At 41.8% G+C, this 17,613-nt stretch carries 14 protein-coding genes; 10 read left to right on the top strand and 4 right to left on the bottom strand.

Annotated elements, in window-relative coordinates; translation table 11 throughout:
- Nucleotides 1-267: 267 nt before the first annotated feature.
- On the bottom strand, nucleotides 268-1,608 hold the full coding sequence (locus tag C4S38_RS15005) for a sigma-54-dependent transcriptional regulator (protein WP_103984377.1): 1,341 nt from the start codon (nucleotides 1,606-1,608) through the stop codon (nucleotides 268-270).
- Nucleotides 1,609-1,860: 252 nt separating this feature from the next.
- Between C4S38_RS15005 and C4S38_RS15000 the strand changes: the two genes are divergently transcribed.
- Together C4S38_RS15000 and C4S38_RS14995 are read left to right on the top strand one after the other, a co-directional pair.
- Nucleotides 1,861-2,694: an OmpA/MotB family protein gene (locus C4S38_RS15000; RefSeq protein ID WP_103984376.1), complete on the top strand. Its 834-nt coding sequence runs from the start codon at nucleotides 1,861-1,863 to the stop codon at nucleotides 2,692-2,694.
- 3 nt (nucleotides 2,695-2,697) lie between these two features.
- Nucleotides 2,698-4,536: a carbamoyltransferase family protein gene (locus C4S38_RS14995; protein WP_103984375.1), complete on the top strand. Its 1,839-nt coding sequence runs from the start codon at nucleotides 2,698-2,700 to the stop codon at nucleotides 4,534-4,536.
- A gap of 59 nt (nucleotides 4,537-4,595) precedes the next feature.
- Here C4S38_RS14995 and lepA read toward each other — a convergent pair whose 3' ends face one another.
- The gene (lepA, locus tag C4S38_RS14990; protein ID WP_099463320.1) at nucleotides 4,596-6,383 is read right to left on the bottom strand and encodes a translation elongation factor 4; all 1,788 of its coding nucleotides are present in this window, start codon (nucleotides 6,381-6,383) and stop codon (nucleotides 4,596-4,598) included.
- A 539-nt stretch (nucleotides 6,384-6,922) separates the two neighbouring features.
- Between lepA and C4S38_RS14985 the strand changes: the two genes are divergently transcribed.
- The 7 genes from C4S38_RS14985 to C4S38_RS14955 all read left to right on the top strand — a co-directional run bounded on the left by C4S38_RS14985 (nucleotide 6,923) and on the right by C4S38_RS14955 (nucleotide 15,643).
- Nucleotides 6,923-9,097 carry a tetratricopeptide repeat protein gene (locus C4S38_RS14985; protein WP_103984374.1) on the top strand — a complete coding sequence of 725 codons (2,175 nt, stop codon included), beginning with the start codon at nucleotides 6,923-6,925 and terminating at the stop codon, nucleotides 9,095-9,097.
- Nucleotides 9,098-9,260: 163 nt separating this feature from the next.
- On the top strand, nucleotides 9,261-10,382 hold the full coding sequence (locus C4S38_RS14980) for a DUF362 domain-containing protein (protein ID WP_099463322.1): 1,122 nt from the start codon (nucleotides 9,261-9,263) through the stop codon (nucleotides 10,380-10,382).
- 2 nt (nucleotides 10,383-10,384) lie between these two features.
- The gene (mnmE, locus tag C4S38_RS14975; protein ID WP_200817988.1) at nucleotides 10,385-11,776 is read left to right on the top strand and encodes a tRNA uridine-5-carboxymethylaminomethyl(34) synthesis GTPase MnmE; all 1,392 of its coding nucleotides are present in this window, start codon (nucleotides 10,385-10,387) and stop codon (nucleotides 11,774-11,776) included.
- A 250-nt stretch (nucleotides 11,777-12,026) separates the two neighbouring features.
- Nucleotides 12,027-12,932 (top strand): helix-turn-helix domain-containing protein, encoded by a 906-nt coding sequence (locus tag C4S38_RS14970; protein ID WP_103984372.1) that lies wholly within the window; start codon nucleotides 12,027-12,029, stop codon nucleotides 12,930-12,932.
- An 84-nt stretch (nucleotides 12,933-13,016) separates the two neighbouring features.
- A complete protein-coding gene (locus C4S38_RS14965) occupies nucleotides 13,017-14,123 on the top strand; it encodes a site-specific integrase (RefSeq protein WP_103984371.1) in 1,107 nt (368 codons plus the stop codon).
- 8 nt (nucleotides 14,124-14,131) lie between these two features.
- Entirely contained in the window at nucleotides 14,132-14,497 is a 366-nt protein-coding gene (locus C4S38_RS14960; protein WP_103984370.1) for a lipofamily protein, read from the top strand.
- A 264-nt stretch (nucleotides 14,498-14,761) separates the two neighbouring features.
- Nucleotides 14,762-15,643: a mobilization protein gene (locus C4S38_RS14955; protein WP_103984369.1), complete on the top strand. Its 882-nt coding sequence runs from the start codon at nucleotides 14,762-14,764 to the stop codon at nucleotides 15,641-15,643.
- A gap of 30 nt (nucleotides 15,644-15,673) precedes the next feature.
- Here C4S38_RS14955 and C4S38_RS14950 read toward each other — a convergent pair whose 3' ends face one another.
- Together C4S38_RS14950 and C4S38_RS14945 are read right to left on the bottom strand one after the other, a co-directional pair.
- Nucleotides 15,674-16,531, bottom strand: a complete 858-nt coding sequence (locus tag C4S38_RS14950) for a reverse transcriptase family protein (protein ID WP_103984368.1) — start codon at nucleotides 16,529-16,531, stop codon at nucleotides 15,674-15,676.
- A gap of 24 nt (nucleotides 16,532-16,555) precedes the next feature.
- Entirely contained in the window at nucleotides 16,556-16,771 is a 216-nt protein-coding gene (locus tag C4S38_RS14945) for a hypothetical protein (RefSeq protein ID WP_200817987.1), read from the bottom strand.
- Between the two features lie 466 nt (nucleotides 16,772-17,237).
- Between C4S38_RS14945 and C4S38_RS14940 the strand changes: the two genes are divergently transcribed.
- Complete coding sequence (locus tag C4S38_RS14940) at nucleotides 17,238-17,603, top strand: helix-turn-helix domain-containing protein (protein ID WP_103984366.1); 366 nt, start codon at nucleotides 17,238-17,240, stop codon at nucleotides 17,601-17,603.
- Nucleotides 17,604-17,613: the final 10 nt, after the last annotated feature.

Raw genomic sequence — 17,613 nt, 5'->3', positions numbered from 1 at the left:
ACACACTTAAAAAAGAACCAATAACAGGCAACGCCCGTCAAACACATAAATAAAAATGACAGTGAATTTTCCATGACCAAATTTCTTTTAATCTATTCATACTCTTGATTTCGCTATTCTATAAACCAAAGGCATGCCAAAAGAGGAAATAAATCCATAACATACTACAAAGCAGTATTTTACATAAAAAAGAAGGTATAAGAATTTATCTTATACCTTTTCAAAATGGAAGGGTTGGTTTTTCAAAATGAAAAAAAGAACAGAAAATTATAATCCGTATTCTTCTATTTTTCTGTATAATGTAGTAAGGCCTATACCTAGCAGGCGTGAAGTTTCGGTTTTATTACCATTCGTATATTTAAGGACTTTCGAAATGTGCATTTTTTCCATTCCACTCAGGTCAAAACCCGAATAATTATCTGCAGAAGCAGCTTCCGGATGGAGCATATATAAAGGTAGAGTATCGATAGTCAGGACATCTCCATCAGCTATAATAAGACTACGTTCTATTACATTGCGCAGTTCACGAACATTTCCTTTCCAGGGATGAAGCTTTAAGGCGTTAATATATTCGGAAGAAACCCTCATCTGCTTTTTACCCATCTTTGCAGCAAATACATCAACAAACGCTTTTACATAAAGAGGAATATCGCCAGTACGATCACGTAAAGCCGGCAGATGAATCTGGAAAACCGACAGGCGATAGAAAAGATCCTCACGAAAATTATTATTAGCAATTTCTTTGGCTAAGTCCCGATTTGTAGCAGCAATAACACGGACATCAACCTTGATTGGTTTAGTATCCCCGATCTTCAGAAATTCTCCGGTCTCCAGAATACGCAATAATTTAGCTTGCAAATCAAAAGCCATCTCTCCTATTTCATCAAGAAATATCGTACCTCCGGATGCTTCTTCAAACAAGCCTTTTGTCTCCTTCAAAGCTCCTGTGAATGCCCCAGCCTTATGACCAAACATCTCGCTTTCCAAAAGATCACGGCTGAAAGAAGAACAGTTGACCGCAACAAAAGCCTTTCCTTGACGATCACTGTGCCGGTGGATAGATTGGGCAAAGACCTCCTTACCCGTTCCTGTCTCGCCAGTCAGCAAAACCGGAACATCTGTAGTAGCTACTTTCTGTGCCAAAGAAACAGCCTCCCGGATGGCAGGAGAATTACCAACAATCACATCAAAAGAGTATTGCTGCCCTACAGACGAAACTGTTTCTTTTTGTTGACGATAAGCTAACGAAGCTTTGTCCATTGCCTGCGCAATTAAAGGAAGAATACAGTTATTGTCATCTCCTTTTGTTATATAATTGTACGCTCCGTTCTTAATAGCCTGAACACCATCAGGTATATTGCCATGCGCCGTAAGTAAAATAACTTCCGTTAAGGGACACAGCTTCTTCAACTCCGAAACTAATTCCACACCACTTCCATCCGGTAGCCGCACGTCGCACAACACCACTTCCGGTGTATACTGCTCAAGCTGCTTCAAACCGGTTTTACAGGAAGAAGCCTGATAAACTTCATATCCTTCCAGCCCGATAATACGTGACAGTAAACTCAGTATCTGCTTCTCGTCATCAATAATAAGTACTTTCCCCATCTTCTGATACTATGTCAACTTTCCAACAGAATTTTCAAAGTGCAATATTCGATAAAAATCCGAACATATGCAAAGAATTCTTTTCCGAATAAGCAGACACAATCCATCTCTCATAAAAACAGCATAGCATTCTATAATTCGTTTATATTCATACGGCCTATTCTTTAATTATGTTTACGGAAAACAAATAAACTAAACAATATGCATGTAAAATGTAATAAATATTACATTCGCTAAATTTTATTTGTCATTATGAAGAAAGCAGTAATCGTAGCAGCCTCAACACTGTTGGTTTGCACTTCCTGCGTTACAAAAGGGAAGTATTTATTAGCCGAAAACGGTCGTCTGGAAGCTATCGGACGTGCCGAAGCTTTAAAGGAACAACTTGGTAAATGCGGTGACGACAATACCCAGTTATCTGCCCGTCTGAATGAATTGTTGCGCGACACAGCACAAATGGGACGTAACATCCGTAACTATCAGACAATGCTCAATGCCAATATGGGCGAACAGGATAAATTAAATTCGCTTCTTAGTGAAAAGATGAGTGAATTAGACAAGCGCGAACGTACCATCAACGAACTGCAGGATTTGATCCATGCCCAGAACGAGAAAGTACAAAACCTGTTGAATAGTGTAAAAGATGCTCTTCTGGGGTTCAGCAGCGATGAACTTACGGTTACCGAAAAAGATGGCAAAGTATATGTTGCCATGTCCGACAAACTTCTCTTCGAATCGGGCAGCGCCAAAGTAGACAAACGCGGTAAAGAAGCACTGGCTAAATTGGCAGAAGTGCTGAATAAACAGACAGACATAGATGTATATATAGAAGGCCATACGGATAGTAAGCCAATCAACACTGCCCAATTCAAAGACAACTGGGACTTGAGTGTGATCCGTGCAACTTCCGTTGTCCGCATACTTACCAAAGATTATGGTGTGAACCCGTTGCAAATACAACCCAGCGGCCGGGGAGAATTTATGCCTGTAGCCGACAATGAAACAGCTGACGGCCGCAGTAAGAACCGCCGTACGGAAATCATCATGGCTCCGAAGTTGAACAAACTGCTGGAGATACTGAAATAACGGATGAAAGCTATACTTGGAATATCTGCATACTACCACGATAGTGCCGCTGCTTTACTAATAGACGGTGAGGTAATAGCCGCAGCACAGGAAGAACGCTTTACACGTACCAAACATGATTCTTCCTTTCCTCATCATGCCATAAAATATGTATTGGAAGAGGCTGGAATAAACGGTACTGATATTTCATATGTAGCATTCTATGAAAAACCATTCATCAAGTTTGAACGGTTACTGGAAACATACCACGCCTTCGCTCCGAAAGGTTTCCGTAATTTCGCCAAAGCTATGCCTGTATGGGTAAAGGAAAAGCTTTACATGAAACGTATCCTGTGTGAAGAGCTTCTGAAACAAGAAATAGACACACAAATACTATTTCCGGAACATCACTTATCGCATGCGGCAAGTGCTTTCTATCCGTCTCCTTTTGACAAAGCAGCTATCCTGACAGTAGACGGTGTTGGCGAATGGGCGACCACAACAATCAGTATTGGCGAAGGCAAAGAGATCAGGTTACTTCGCGAACTTCAGTTTCCGCATTCTCTCGGACTGCTTTATTCAGCATTCACCTATTACTGTGGATTCAAAGTGAACAGCGGAGAATATAAACTGATGGGATTGGCACCTTATGGCACCCTTTCATCCCAAACACAGGAATACATCCGGATTATAAAAGAAAGTCTGATAGACATCCGCCAAGATGGTTCCTTCCTGCTTAACATGGATTACTTCGACTATGCCACAGGATTAAAGATGACTCAAAACAGTAAATGGGAAAAGCTTTTCGGATTTCCACCCCGGAAGCCGGAGGAGGAATTATCTCAGAAATACATGGATTTGGCTTATGCCATCCAGTCTGTCACTGAGGAAGTATTGCTGCGGCTTATTGAAACCACAAAACAATTGACACAATGTGCCAACCTTGTGCTGGCCGGAGGCGTTGCTCTGAATTGCGTAGCCAACGGAAAGATAGAACGCAGCAATCTGTTCAACAAAATATGGATTCAACCGGCAGCTGGAGATGCCGGGGGCGCTCTAGGTGCCGCTTACGCAACCTGGCACACTTACCTAAAAGAAGAACGAACCGTACACACACCCGACAGTATGTCCGGTTCTTATCTGGGGCCATGCTTTACCGACGCGTCTGTCCAGGCATTTATGCGAAAGAAAAACGCGCAAGGCATAAGGCTGGACAACGATACATTATATAATAAGGTAGCCTCGCTGCTTAACGACGGAATGATTGTAGGCTGGTTCCAGGGAAGAATGGAATTCGGACCAAGAGCATTGGGAAACCGTTCCATCCTGGCCGATCCTAGAAACACCAGCATGCAAAAAATGCTGAATCTCGAGATAAAGTTCAGGGAAAGTTTCCGTCCCTTCGCCCCCAGTGTCTTAGAAGAAGATGTCTCCAAATACTTTGACATGAGCGAAACCTCGCCTTATATGCTTAAAGTAGCAAATCTATCCGTAAGCCACAGATTACCACTACCCTATGATTATGAGGCTTTGCCTTATTTAGAAAAGCTCTACGTAAACCGCTCGTCGCTGCAAGCTATAACACATGTAGACTTCAGTGCCCGTGTCCAGACAGTATCGATGCAAACCAATCCGCGTTATTATTCTTTGTTGAACGCTTTCAAGAAACTGACGGGTTGCAGCGTTCTTGTAAACACAAGCTTCAATGTCAGAGGCGAACCTATCGTTTGTACGCCCGATGACGCCTATTGCTGCTTTATGAGTACGGGAATGAATTACCTGGTCATTGGCAACTGGCTTTTCGCCAAACAGGATCAACCGGAAGAAAACATCAAGTCCGTTCCAATGGAATGGACGGATTAGAAGACAAAAAAGGATGCTTCAAACCGAGGCATCCTTTCTACACATCCAACTTTTTCGTTTTAATCTAATTTCAGTACAGCAAGGAATGCTTTTTGGGGCACTTCCACTGTTCCGATTTGTTTCATACGTTTCTTTCCCTCTTTCTGTTTTTCCAACAGTTTCCGTTTACGCGAAATATCACCACCGTAACATTTAGCCGTAACATCTTTACGGACAGCCTTTATGGTTTCACGGGCAATAATCTTAGCTCCAATAGCAGCTTGAATTGCAATATCGAACTGCTGGCGCGGAATAAGCTCTTTCAGCTTCTCACACATGCGACGTCCAAAGGCTACACTATTATCTACATGTGTAAGTGTAGACAAGGCATCTACCGGTTCGCCATTCAGCAGTATATCCAACTTTGCCAACTTACTGGGGCGAAAATCATGTATATGGTAATCGAATGAGGCATACCCTTTGGAAATACTTTTCAGCTTATCATAAAAATCAATCACAATTTCGCCCAAAGGCAGATCGTAGTGAATCTCGACACGATCACCGGAAATATACTCCTGTTTAAGCAATATACCACGTTTACCCAGGCAAAGTGTCATGATCGGACCAATGTAGGTCGTATTAGTTATGACGGAAGCACGGATAAACGGTTCTTCTATATGGTCAATCAACGTAGGATCGGGCAAACCGCTCGGATTGTGCACTTCGATACATTCGTCTTTCTTTGTATAGACCTTATAAGATACGTTCGGAACTGTTGTGATAACATCCATATTAAACTCGCGATCCAGACGTTCCTGCACGATCTCCATGTGCAACAAACCCAGGAAACCGCAACGGAATCCAAAGCCTAATGCAGCAGAACTTTCCGGTTGGAAGGTAAGGGAGGCATCATTCAACTGTAACTTTTCCAACGACGCACGCAAGTTTTCAAAGTCTTCCGTTTCGATAGGATAAACACCGGCAAACACCATCGGCTTTACCTCTTCGAAACCGGCAATTGCTTCTTTTGCGGGTCTGTCCACGTGCGTAATAGTATCACCTACACGAACTTCCCGGGAAGTCTTTATACCGGAAATTATATAACCTACGTCGCCAGTACGGATTTCACTACGGGGAGACATATCCAGCTTCAATACCCCAACTTCGTCGGCATCATATTCCTTGCCGGTAGCAATAAACTTGACATGATCACCTTTACGTATCACCCCGTTTACCACCTTGAAATAAGCAATAATACCGCGGAAAGAATTAAACACGGAGTCGAAAATAAGACACTGCAACGGAGCTTCGGGATCCCCTTTCGGAGCCGGAACTTTTTCTATAATCGTATCAAGTATCTCGAAAACACCCTCTCCTGTTTTACCACTGGCACGCAGAATGTCTGTCCGAGGGCAGCCCAGCAGCTCTACGATCTGATCTTCCACTTCTTCCGGCATAGCACTCGGCAAGTCAATCTTATTCATCACCGGAATAATCTCTAGATCATTTTCTATAGCCATATACAGGTTGGAAATGGTCTGTGCCTGAATACCCTGTGCGGCATCAATAATCAACAAAGCACCTTCGCAAGCGGCTATGGAACGAGACACTTCATACGAAAAGTCTACGTGTCCCGGAGTATCGATAAGGTTCAGTATATATTCTTCCCCCTTATAATTATACTTCATCTGGATAGCATGGCTTTTAATCGTGATACCACGTTCACGCTCCAGATCCATATCATCAAGAACCTGTGCTTGCAAGTCTTTACCCTCTACAGTTTTGGTGTACTCAAGCAAACGGTCAGCCAAGGTACTTTTACCATGGTCTATATGAGCAATAATACAGAAATTGCGGATATTCTTCATCTTTACACCGTAATTTATTTATTTCTAGAACAGAAACACCTCCGGTAAAGATCATCTTACTACAAGATATCATCTTACGGATGTATGTTTTGCGGTACAAATATACTGTTTTTTTTGGCTCTCTCATAAATATGAAAGAAACGTTCGGCAATACAGCAGTTCTGCAAACAGGATATGCAGCATAAAGGCACGTTCACGGCATAACCCCGTATATACTGCCTACACTCCCTCTTTGTCTTAGCCTCGTCCGGCGTCCCGCCCTCCCCCTGTCAGACCAATCTCCCTAAGTAGGGGGAAATAATCTCCCTAGGTAAGGAGAAAAGATCCCCCTAGGTAGAGGGAAAGTATCTCCCTAGGTAGGGAGATTGGTCTGACAGGGGAATGTAATAGGTTTCTCTGCGCGTAGTCTGCGTAATATGCGCAGTATGCGTTCCTTAATTCCGACTTTTGACACACATTCTTCTATTAAATAGACAAGCAATTGTTTGTTGTTGAAAGAAAAATAATACTTTTGGCATACCATTTGTTGTTAATAGATTATGACAATACAAGAAATAAACAAAGCATACAACCGCATCATTGGTTCATTGGATAGCAGAGAGTTGAAGAATGCTTTCGATTTCCTGCAAGGATTTATAGCCGGCAGTCGTGAATATTCTTTTCAGGATAAATTAGACGAAGCACAGGAGACATACAGATACATGCTTCGCTACCGGGGTGAAGGCGCCAAAGATCCGATGCAGGAACAGATATATAACAATCTGGTAGCTTCGGCATACGAATTGGCAGACTTGGTGAAACATAAAGCATTGGCCATCGAATCGCCTCTGGTTTATTACAGCCATCGACGTAATCTGCAAACCCAGCAGCAGATGAGCTATACCAATCTGCACAGCATGCTATCTACTCCGGTTGGAATAGTAAAAGAGGAAGTACGGTTTGAAGCCGGGCTGATTGTTCTTTTCCACAAGATATGGGTTTCAAACCCTCTTACGGCAGAAGAAGTAGCAGGCATACAAGACATATTGACAGACACCGCTTTGCCTACCAGTGTGGGTGCACAGACGGTGTCTGCCTTAATGCTCGGGTTACAAATGGCCTTTGATAAAGAAAAGCTCATGTTGCTTTTCGATGCTGCATCGTTGGACAATGAAGAAATACGTGTCCGTGCCCTGATCGGCATTTTGCTCACTTTATGTAAATACAGGAAACGCACAGCGTTATATCCGCAGATAGCAAACAGGCTAGCTGCACTGGACGAAAAAACACCCAACCTCACCAAGGCAATCCGTACGATTATCCTACGGTTTATCCTGGCCAGAGAAACGGAAAAGATTACCCGTAAACTGCAAGACGAGATCATCCCTGAAATGATGAAACTAAGTCCTAAGATCAGCAAGAAGATCAATCTGAAAGATTTTAACCCCGAACAACTCGGAGACGAGATGAATCCGGAATGGCAAGAGATGAGTTCGCTAGGTAAGAAGATGGAAGAATTCAGCGAACTACAACAGGAAGGAGCCGATGTGATGCATTCTACGTTTGTTCATCTGAAGAACTTCCCGTTTTTCAGGGAACTAAGCAACTGGTTTATGCCGTTTACCACATCACACACAGCATTTGGAGACCGTTTTAACAAAGACAGTGCCGAAAAACAAATGCTCGACACGATGACTACTGCCGGATTTATGTGTAACTCGGACAAGTATTCGTTTTATTTCAGCATGATGCAACTGCCGGAAGCACACCGTAGCATGATGATGAATCAATTTGACAGCCAGGCCAACGAAATGATACAACAAAGCAAAGAAGAGCTGATCAGTAAAAGAGGCAAAGAGGAAATAATTACAGGACAGTACATTCAGGATTTGTACCGTTTCTTCAAACTATACCCCAGTCATCTCGATTTTGAAGACATATTTACCTCTCCGATCGATTTCCATAATCTTCCGATACTGCAACCCTACATCTCGGACGAAGAAAGCCTGACTACCATTGCGGAATATTACCTCCGCAAGAATTACTTCTCCGATGCCCTGATTATTTACAACCGTTTATCGGAGCATATTCAAGGTAGCGACATCCTATTCCAGAAAATAGGCTATTGCAAACAAATGGGCGGAGATATAGAAGGGGCATTGGAAGCCTACCTTCGTGCCGACCTGCTCAATACGGAAAGCAAATGGGTGATCCGGAGAATTGCAGGCTGCTACCGCACATTGAAACAACCGGAAGAAGCATTGAAGTATTATCGTCGCTACGAAACGCTTAGCCCGGATAACTTATCTGCCCAGATCAGCATAGGACATTGTTATCTGGAACTGAAGAATTACAACGAAGCATTAAAATACTATTTCAAGGTAGATTATCTGGACAACAAAAGCCATAAGGCATGGCGGCCGATAGCCTGGTGCTCGTTTCTGACAGGAAAATATGACCAGGCACGCAATTATTACAAGAAGATAACGGACAGCCAGCCCGATACGCAAGACTATCTGAATGCCGGTCATACCGAATGGGCTCTGCAAAATATCAAAGGGGCACTCTCTTACTATAAGCAGGCCATAGAAGCCGATGATTACGACTTCAATAAATTCCGGGAACAGTTTATCCAGGACATTCCGGACCTGCTTGTTGCCGGCATCGAAGAAAATGAAGTTCCTCTTATGCTAGACCAACTTCAATATACACTAGACGATACATCAAACAGATAAGCAGCAAACATGGAAGCTGTCTCCGGTAAGTTCCTTTCGGGTCGCCATAAGGCCACTTATCATTCCAAAGTGTTTGGAGTTATAGCTCCGGATACTTTGGACAAAAAAGACTTGTTGGACAGCCCCTTCTTTTGTACTTTTGTAACATAAATCAATAAAGAAAATGGAAACCTCAAAAGTTTACTTCACCAACTTACGCACTACGCCGTCAAGCAACCTGCTCGACAAGATGGAGCGCCTTGTTAAACGTGCCGGCATTGAGAAAATCGATTTTAAAGACCAATTTGTAGCCATTAAAATCCACTTTGGAGAGCCTGGCAACCTGGCTTATATCCGCCCTAATTATGCAGCCCGTATGGCAAACTTGCTTCGCAGTTTGGGAGCCAGACCTTTTTTGACCGACTGCAATACGCTATATTCCGGACGCCGCTCCAACGCCGTTGATCACCTAAGGAGTGCCATGGAAAACGGGTTTAATCCTATCTCCGCCCAATGCGATGTAATCATTGCCGATGGCCTGAAAGGAACCGACTGCCGGGAAATCGAAATAAACGGCGAGTACTGCCCGGCACCTAAAATAGGTACAGCCATTGTTGATGCCGATATTGTTCTTTCCATGAATCACTTTAAAGGACACGAACAAAGCGGCTTTGGCGGTGCATTGAAAAATCTGGGAATGGGATGTGCCAGTGTAGCCGGGAAGCTTGAACTACACGGTAATTCGCAACCTGTAATAGACATCGAAAAATGTAAAGGATGCAACATCTGTGTAAAACATTGCGCACATGATGCCATACACCTGAATGATAACCGCAAAGCTGTTATCGATTATGACAAATGTGTAGGTTGCGGACAGTGCGTGGCACTTTGCCAATACGAAGGGGCTGTTCTGGCTTCGTGGGACACTTCCGAACGGCTGAATTACAAGATTGCCGAATACACAAAAGCCGTATTACTGGATAAACCTCACTTCCACGTAAGTTTCATCATGAATGTATCTCCCGAGTGCGATTGTTGGAACCACAATGATGCAGCCATAGTCCCCGATTTAGGAATTGCCGCTTCTTTCGATCCGGTAGCATTGGATAAAGCATGTGCCGATCTGGTTACCAACGCACCTGCACTGCAAACCGTAAACCGTCTCTCGGAAGCTCATCCCCATCAGCATCTGGAAGGCGAAGACAAGTTCCATTTGATCCATCCCGACACAAACTGGCAGGCAGGTTTGGAACATGCCGAAAAGCTAGGGCTAGGAACTCAACAATATGAACTTATAACCGTTTAATCATGAATCAGGATACAATCTGTGCCGTATCTACAGCACCCGGAGCCGGAGGAATAGCAGTTATTCGCGTTTCCGGCCCCGAAGCCATATCAATCTGCAACTCTATCTTTGTTCCCAGAACCAAAGGAAACAGCGTAACGGCGCAAAAAGCCTATACGCTCAGCTACGGTAGCATTTATCGTAACGGAGAGATGATTGACGATGTTTTGCTGGCATTATTCCGTAATCCGCATTCATTTACGGGAGAAGATACGGTAGAGATCACCTGTCATGGTTCTGTTTATGTACAACAACAACTACTGCAACTGCTTATCGAAAAAGGCTGTCGTTCCGCTTTGCCCGGCGAATACACACAACGTGCCTTCCTTAACGGCAAAATAGATCTTAGCCAGGCCGAAGCAGTTGCCGACCTTATTGCCTCTACTTCCGCCGGACAACATAAACTGGCAGTAAGCCAGATGCGCGGAGGATTCAGCAATGAATTAAGCAAACTTCGCAATCAGTTACTAGACTTCACATCCCTCATCGAATTGGAACTCGATTTCAGCGAAGAGGATGTAGAGTTTGCCGACCGTTCAAATCTAAAGCAACTGGCATCCGGCATTGAACAACTAATTCATAAGCTAGCCGATTCCTTTAGTGTGGGCAACGCTATAAAAAACGGTATTCCCGTAGCCATAATAGGTGAAACCAATGCAGGAAAATCTACTTTACTGAATCTTTTAGTGGGAGAAGAACGTGCCATTGTCTCCGATATACACGGCACAACCCGGGATGTGATAGAAGACACGATCAATATTTCAGGCATCAACTTCCGTTTCATTGATACCGCCGGCATCCGCGAGACCAGCGATACGATAGAAAGCCTTGGAATAGAACGAACATTCAAGAAACTGGAACAGGCTTCTATTGTTCTTTGGGTAATTGACCTAACCAGTCCGCCAGAATTAATAGAATCGCTCGCACAAGTCATCATCCCCAAAACCGAAGGCAAGCACACACTATTAATATTTAACAAATCCGACCTGCTGTCACCCGAAGCTCTGGCTGCCAAGCAGCAACTCCTGTCCAATGTTCCGGCAGAACGTCTTTACATCTCAGCCAAGCAACAAAACAATACCGAATTGCTGCAACAACAACTCCTAAAGGCCGCTTCTATCCCAGAGCTAAGCCAAAACGACGTCATCGTCACAAACGTCCGCCATTACGAAGCTCTGACAAAAGCTCATGAAGCCATTACCCGCGTCATAAACGGCCTCGACCAAAACATTTCCGGCGACTTCCTCAGCCAGGACATCCGTGAATGCATGCACTACCTGGGAGAAATAACAGGCCAAATCAGCAATGATGAAATATTAGAGAATATATTTGGTAAGTTTTGCATCGGCAAGTAAGTGGTGATTACCAACGATTAGCATATATCATCAACGATTATCAAGGCGTTCATTTTGAGCGCCTTTCTTTTTAGCCTTATAAGCGATAGTTATCGTTTATAGGGCTTATTCAGCTCATTTTTGTACCGCATTTGTTGCTCGCTTGTTGAAGACCGAAAATCCTGTGGAAAGGTAGTAGAGAAACTATACGCCATTTTACACGGTTTTACGGGAATTTACAGTAATAACGGAGAAATAAAGATGAATTAAAATGAGCAGTAACCTGAAAATTAAGCGAATTTGCGCTTGGTGCGGTAAAGAATTTATCGCCCAGAAAACAACAACGGCATGTTGTTCCAAACAATGCGCCAACTCTCTTTATAAAAAGAAGAAGCGTGATGAAGTAATCAAGGCTAACAATCAATTCGTGGAGAAGAAGATTGATGAAAAGCCTATTGAAAGAATCAAAGACAAACCATTTCTCACAATTACCGAGACCGCAATCTATCTCGGAGTAACCCGACCTACCGTTTACGGATATATTAAACGAGGGGAATTAAAGGTCACTCGATTGGGCTTCAAATACCTTTTGAAGAAAGAGGATATTGATGAGTTATTCAATAATCCGACAGAGTTCCATACTCCTACAAAAGAGAAAGCCCCTATCACCGACTTCTATACTACAACCGAAGTGAAAGAGAAATACCATGTAAACGAGTCATGGATATTTGCGGTAGCTAAGAAAAACAACATTCCTCGAACTTTCAATCGTGGCAAGACCTACTGGAGCAAGAAGCACATGGACGCTTACTTTGCAAAGAAAGCCCCGAATCCCGACATTACCGAATGGTATAGCACACAGGAAATGCAGAAGAAGTTCAGTATGACCTTATCAGCCATCTACACTTTCGTTTCCAAAAACGCCATTCCAAAGAAGAAAGAGGGTATCATGGTGTACTATTCCAAGAAGCATGTCGATATAGCCAAAGGTGTAGCAACACCCGAAGAACCGCAGTATTATACGGTAGCCGAAGCTATGGAGAAGTTCAATCTTACCCGTGACCAACTCTATCATTATGCGAAGTATCATAATATTCCAAAGGTCAAGAAGGGCAAATACACGCTTATCTCCAAACCCGAACTGGATAAGCTACTTGCAGCCCCAAAGATTGAATAAGTTATTTATCGGTGAATATTCCCACCATTGGATCACCTTATTCCTTTGCACCAAACAAATGTAAAACTCTAAATATTAATCAGTATGACACACACGTGTACAAAAGTAACAGTTCGTCAGAGAGCGATTCGGAATAATCGCATCTCCTTGTATCTGGATTATTATCCGGCAGTCCGCAACCCTGAGACTATGCAGATGAGCCGTCGAGAATACCTCGGCATCTACATCTATGCCCACCCGAAAAACGAAATGGAAAGGGAGTTCAACAACGATATGTTGAACAAGGCAGAAGCTATCCGCTGCATCAGAGTGCAGTCGCTCATCAATGAAGAGTTCGGCTTCTTGGATAAGACCAAACAGAAAGCTGACTTCCTTGCCTACTTCAAGAAGATGTGCCGAAGCAAAGACCAGAAATGGACATTTGTCTATCAGCATTTCTATAACTTCGTCAAGGGGCAATGTACCTTCGGTGAAGTGAATGTAGACTTGTGCAAGAAGTTTCGTGAATACCTGTTGAACGCCAAGCAGCTTAAACACAGCAACCGCCCTATATCCCTCAATTCAGCATCCGGCTACTACTCTACTTTTAGAGGATTGTTGAAGATTGCCTATCGGGACAAATGGTTTCGGGAGAACATCAATGATTACCTTGACAAGATAGAGCCGCAAGATGTAAAGAAGGAGTATCTGACATTAGAAGAAGTGAAGCAACTCGCTTCCACTCCTTGCGACATCCCCGTATTAAAAGCCGCTTCTCTATTCGCTTGTCTGACAGGCTTACGCATCAGTGATATTCTCAATTTACAATGGGAGGACTTTACTATCGCTCCCGACCAAGGCTATTGTCTGCGTATCAGAACACAGAAAACCCAAACGGAAGCGACACTCCCCATCAGTTACGAAGCCTACGAACTATGCGGTACGCCCGGAACAGGCAAAGTATTCAAGGACTTGAAACGGAGTATGATTAACTATCCACTGAAAAGCTGGCTCAAAAAAGCAGGAATAACGAAACCGATAACCTTCCACGGGTTTCGTCACTCGTATGCGGTCATCCAAATTTCCTTGGGTACAGATATTTACACAGTATCAAAGATGCTAACGCACAAGAACGTGTCCACAACTCAAATATATGCCGATTTAGTCAATTTCAAGAAGCGAGAAACCGCAAATAAAATATCACTCAAATAGATATAACTATGAAACGAGGAATCATAATAAACGACAGACAAGGCATCCATATTTCCGATGGCGAAGTATGGATGACCGCTTGGGAGATTGCCGACTTGTTCTATACAACAGTTGGATCAATCAATTCTCGTTTAAAAGCAATATTGAAAGCCAATGTCTTAAAGAAGTATGACATCTGCCAATGTATAAAGTTGGAAAATAGGAATAGTGCCAATGTGTATAATCTCAACATGATTATAGCTCTATCCTATCAAATAGACACTGGACATTCTGCAGCATTCAGGAGATGGTTAATAAACAAAGTTACTCATAATCAAGATTACAACATCCTGTTATATCTCAACAAAGGTACAAACCATACATTGTATTGCTAATAAACTATACCTCTATACCCTATTGATTATCTGCATTGTTTATCCCAAATGATGCAGATAATTTTTATTTTTGATATACACAAGTCTGTTGCACCAACTATTTTCATCTAAAAACAAGAAATTTGCAATACGCTTATTATTAAGCATGTAACATGATGAAAAGTGATGAAATATATCGTCAAAAGCCCATTGACAAGCAAAACTATGGATTTTCTCAAAAATTAATCCTATATATTTGCACACAAACGATTAATACAACTCACTATGGATCAGAAAAAGATAGAACAGATAACATTGCATCTGATTGTTTTTGGTACAATCATTATCATTGGTGTTTTAGCCCGTCAGACCGTACTTCACTATGGTTGGGACGAGTTCAGCAGCTACCTTATTCTTATAGTATGCTCTATTGTCATAGGAGCTATCTACCTCAATCTACAAATGGCATTCAGACAACTTCTTTCACCTACAATAGAAAAGTGCTTTATGAGATTTGAAGGCTATCGCAATAAGATTGTGGTAATTAATGCTCCAATAGAGCATCAGGAATTTATTGAAAGCACCATAGATACAGAACCTATCGTTTCCGAATCTGAACCAGAAATCGAAACTACATCTGACACCACAGAAGAAGTTTTTCTTCCCTCAATTCCTGAATCCAATGAAGAAGTAGTAGAACTTCCAAAGGAAGAAGTTCCTCCAGCCTCCATTAGCAACATCCCTATTGAGGTGCTTAATCAACCATCAGAATATGAGATTTCCCGTGCAAACGCTATGGCTGAGAAAGAACGAGCATCACAAGAGAAACTTGAAAAGGTCATTGCTTACACGAAACAAACCTTAGTTCTCTATCTTGATGAAGCTGCACTTAATCGCTTATGTGGATATGTGACAGAATATTACTTGTCAGATACTATGCCCAAAGTCGAGCAAATAAAGGTTGATGCCCAATTAAAAACCATTGACATCATGCACTTTGGTTGGAATATAGGTAAGGCATTTGGCAAGCCACGTTTGCAGACAGCCACATTTATCAAAAGGGTATTTGCTCATACCCTCCGTGATTCAGAAATATCTACCATTGAGCGTAAGATGTCGCATACGGAATCCGTATGCAAGATTAAATTAGATAGGAGAATTGCATAAAATCACCACATATAATGACAACATAAATAGTCAAAGCGAACTTGAATTTTCAATTATTGACAAATACGCTTTTATTCCTTGTAGCTTATTCTTTATAAATTCGTGCGTTGAGAACTGCTTGGATAGTATTGCTATCTTTTTTTTATAACCCAAAGGAGCAAGAAGTCGGTTATTTTGGCATATTACACCTGTTATAATAGGATTTTTAGTTTGATAATGTGTCTTTTTGTGACTGATTCTGAATCCGGACTTTTTAATGATTGCAAGGAACTGAGGTACTAGATTTTTAAAATCAACTTTAGATGACAAAGTTATATCATCAACAAACATTGAAAATTTAATATGATGCTCCTTTGCTAACTGGTCAATTTCCGTACCTATGGGTTTAAATACCAAATTAGCAATTAAAGTTGAGGTTGGAACACCTTGCGGAACTTGATATTTATGAGTAGTTAGTTTAGTTAATATTCTTGCTATAGCAGGCGTACAACCCTCTCGAAGAAACATTTGAAAAACTTGCTTATGAGAAATAGATGGAAAAAATGACTTCAAGTCTGTCGTAAATATATATTTATTTCCTTGATGAAGACGAGCATTACGCACATTATTTTTCCCCCGAATACCACCATAAACATATTGAGGAATTTCAACTTGCTTTGACATAAAATCGTAAAGGTGCGTTTGAACCTCTTTTAGTTTTCCTCTAGACGAGTTTATTTGTCTAGTGGCAATTTCTCCATTACTATTCTTCTTTGGTTTGTCAGTAAACTTATTAAATTTTACTCTTTCAAAAGAATAATAGTAATCTTCTATGTGTGCCAATAAGTAATCCAACTGTCCCTTATTAACGCCCAGTATATATAGTAAATATTTTTCATTTGTTATCATCAAAAAAAGAAATTAGAGAGCTGATTATAACAATTCAAAAAAAGATTTGCACCATTCAATCAAAGGCTTCATTACATTCGATAATTGAATCAATGCCTTTATAAATTCAGCAATGGCTTTAATCCATTTTGCTATTTTTTTTATCTTCTTCTCCTGTGTTACAATCATTGGAGAACAATGGAGGGAAATTTTGTAAGCCTTCTTCCCTCTCTTTGAAGGCTTCTTCTTTTTTTTAGCCATAAGCATTTAATTTTAGTTCGGGCAATATTGCCACGTGCCTAAAATCAATATGACCTAACTAAAATATGCTTAGACATTGTCTTCCATTGTACTCTCTATTTTCACGTGCCTAAAAAATGGACACAAATTAATGAAGTAGATACGAATCTTCCATGTATCGACAATCGGAAATAATGAACGAACTATATGAGATGTTCTTGTCTCCATTCTGCCATACTTCTAAACTATATCTGCCCCATTTTACCAATGACTTGGTGCGATTACTCGCTTTAGGTTTTAGCATAATCTAGTCTCCAAAGCCTTCCTCAGTCTATCAAAGAACTAATACATTGCAAATGTAGCGAAATCTTCGCAATTATTCTACCAACTACATCAAAAAGTTATTCATCAGTTATATTTTGGTGAATGATTCCACCATTGAAACACCTGTTTCCTTTGCCATCGAACAATTAAAAACGATTGGCGTATGCAAAAAGAAACAGTAACATTTGATAAGCTGCCCGAAGCGGTAGGTTATCTGACCGAACAGGTCATCGAGTTGAAAAAGATGGTAGCAGAACTCCAGCCACCAGCATCAGACAAACACGTGTTGGTTGAAATTGAGGATGCTTGCCGTATCATCCGAAAAGCCAAGCCTACCATTTATACATTGGTACGCAAAGGGCTGCTTCCTGCCTATAAGAAAGGCAAGAAACTCTATTTCTACGAAGACGAACTTCTGGCATGGATTGAGAATGGTCGAAGAAAAACTTCCGAGCAAACATACGAAGAGATGCTTGCCAATATGCAAGACGGTGTCCGGCATAAGCCCAAATCATCTGTGAAACTTTAATAGGTGTGGC

It is taken from the genome of Parabacteroides chinchillae (assembly GCF_900108035.1).
Classification (GTDB): domain Bacteria; phylum Bacteroidota; class Bacteroidia; order Bacteroidales; family Tannerellaceae; genus Parabacteroides; species Parabacteroides chinchillae.
Note: the sequence above shows the minus strand (reverse complement) of the source record. Positions and strands in the feature narration are given on the sequence as shown.

Coding starts and splice junctions, on each gene's coding strand:
- C4S38_RS14985 (WP_103984374.1), top strand. CDS start 6,923: ATGACAATACAAGAAATAAACAAAGCATACAACCGCATCATTGGTTCA.
- C4S38_RS14955 (WP_103984369.1), top strand. CDS start 14,762: ATGGATCAGAAAAAGATAGAACAGATAACATTGCATCTGATTGTTTTT.
- C4S38_RS14950 (WP_103984368.1), bottom strand. CDS start 16,531: ATGATAACAAATGAAAAATATTTACTATATATACTGGGCGTTAATAAG.
- C4S38_RS14970 (WP_103984372.1), top strand. CDS start 12,027: ATGAGCAGTAACCTGAAAATTAAGCGAATTTGCGCTTGGTGCGGTAAA.
- C4S38_RS14980 (WP_099463322.1), top strand. CDS start 9,261: ATGGAAACCTCAAAAGTTTACTTCACCAACTTACGCACTACGCCGTCA.
- C4S38_RS14960 (WP_103984370.1), top strand. CDS start 14,132: ATGAAACGAGGAATCATAATAAACGACAGACAAGGCATCCATATTTCC.
- mnmE (WP_200817988.1), top strand. CDS start 10,385: ATGAATCAGGATACAATCTGTGCCGTATCTACAGCACCCGGAGCCGGA.
- C4S38_RS14965 (WP_103984371.1), top strand. CDS start 13,017: ATGACACACACGTGTACAAAAGTAACAGTTCGTCAGAGAGCGATTCGG.
- C4S38_RS15005 (WP_103984377.1), bottom strand. CDS start 1,608: ATGGGGAAAGTACTTATTATTGATGACGAGAAGCAGATACTGAGTTTA.
- lepA (WP_099463320.1), bottom strand. CDS start 6,383: ATGAAGAATATCCGCAATTTCTGTATTATTGCTCATATAGACCATGGT.
- C4S38_RS15000 (WP_103984376.1), top strand. CDS start 1,861: ATGAAGAAAGCAGTAATCGTAGCAGCCTCAACACTGTTGGTTTGCACT.
- C4S38_RS14945 (WP_200817987.1), bottom strand. CDS start 16,771: ATGGCTAAAAAAAAGAAGAAGCCTTCAAAGAGAGGGAAGAAGGCTTAC.
- C4S38_RS14995 (WP_103984375.1), top strand. CDS start 2,698: ATGAAAGCTATACTTGGAATATCTGCATACTACCACGATAGTGCCGCT.
- C4S38_RS14940 (WP_103984366.1), top strand. CDS start 17,238: ATGCAAAAAGAAACAGTAACATTTGATAAGCTGCCCGAAGCGGTAGGT.